The following is a 1,019-nucleotide window of genomic DNA, read 5'->3' on the forward strand; positions in this document are numbered from 1 at the left end:
TAAGTAGCCATACAGAAGTAAGCGTATAGTGCGCAATTGGTAGCTTGCGGCATGCGACGACCTGCCACCGAGTTGAGTTCGGAAGAAGTGACGTGTTTGGAAGCGTGCAGTCAGCACGGACCGCACCCGCGCATGCGGCGGCGGGCGCTGGCCGTGCTGGGCCACCACCGGGGCCAGACGTTGCCGCAACTGGCCGCGCTGTTTGCCGTGCGTTACGCGACGGTACACGGGTGGGTGCAGGCCTGGCACCGGGCCGGCCTGGCGGGGCTAGCCGAGGGCCGGCGCGCCGGACGGCCGCCCAAACTGGCCCCGGCGGCGCAAAAAAAATAGTCGCCTGGCTCGGGTCGGCCACCCAGCAGCTACGCCGGCTCGTGCCCCGCGTGGCAGCCGACCTGCAGGTGCGCGTAAGCGTGGGCACGCTGCGCCGGCTGGCGCGGCGGGCGGGCTATAGCTGGAAGCGCACCCGGCGTAGTCTCAAGGCGCGGCGCGACGCGGTGCTGTTCGGTTTTTTTCAGCAGGAGGTCCAGGCCCTGCACGCGCTGGAAGCGGCCGGCGCGCTGCGGGTCGTGTACGTAGACGAGTGCCGCTTCTCACGCCTGGCGCCGGTGCCCTATGCCTGGCAGGTGCGCGGGCAGGCGCCGGTCGCGCTGCCGGCCGAGCGCGGCGGCGGGGGCCACACCGTGCTGGGCTTGTGGCAGGCCAAGGCCCCGGGCCAGCCGCTGACCAGCTACGTGCTGCCCGGCGCGCTGACGGCCGACCTATTCGTGGCCGCGCTGGACGAGTACAGCCAAGCGCTGTCCGGTCCGACCGTGCTCGTGCTCGACAACGCCTCGGTGCACCGCGCCGCCTGCGTGCAGGCCCGCCACGGGGTGTGGGCCGCGCGCGGCTTGCGCTTACAATTCCTGCCTGCCTACTGCCCCGAGCTGAACCTGATCGAAATCCTCTGGCACCGCTGCAAGCACTACTGGCTCACCCCGGACGACTATCGCACCGAGCAAACCCTACGCGACAAGCTCGAC

At 70.4% G+C, this 1,019-nt stretch carries 2 protein-coding genes; both read left to right on the forward strand.

The window, feature by feature from the left end; translation table 11 throughout:
• Positions 1-51 precede the first annotated feature (51 nt).
• Complete coding sequence (locus CHB83_RS23405) at positions 52-330, forward strand: helix-turn-helix domain-containing protein (protein WP_089334549.1); 279 nt, start codon at positions 52-54, stop codon at positions 328-330.
• A partial coding sequence (locus CHB83_RS23410) for an IS630 family transposase (RefSeq protein WP_143437274.1) occupies positions 231-1,019 on the forward strand: 789 nt, incomplete at its 3' end. The genes CHB83_RS23405 and CHB83_RS23410, both read left to right, overlap by 100 nt.

The organism is Hymenobacter mucosus, from assembly GCF_900188255.1.
Lineage (GTDB): Bacteria > Bacteroidota > Bacteroidia > Cytophagales > Hymenobacteraceae > Hymenobacter > Hymenobacter mucosus.

Coding starts and splice junctions, on each gene's coding strand:
- CHB83_RS23405 (WP_089334549.1), top strand. CDS start 52: ATGCGACGACCTGCCACCGAGTTGAGTTCGGAAGAAGTGACGTGTTTG.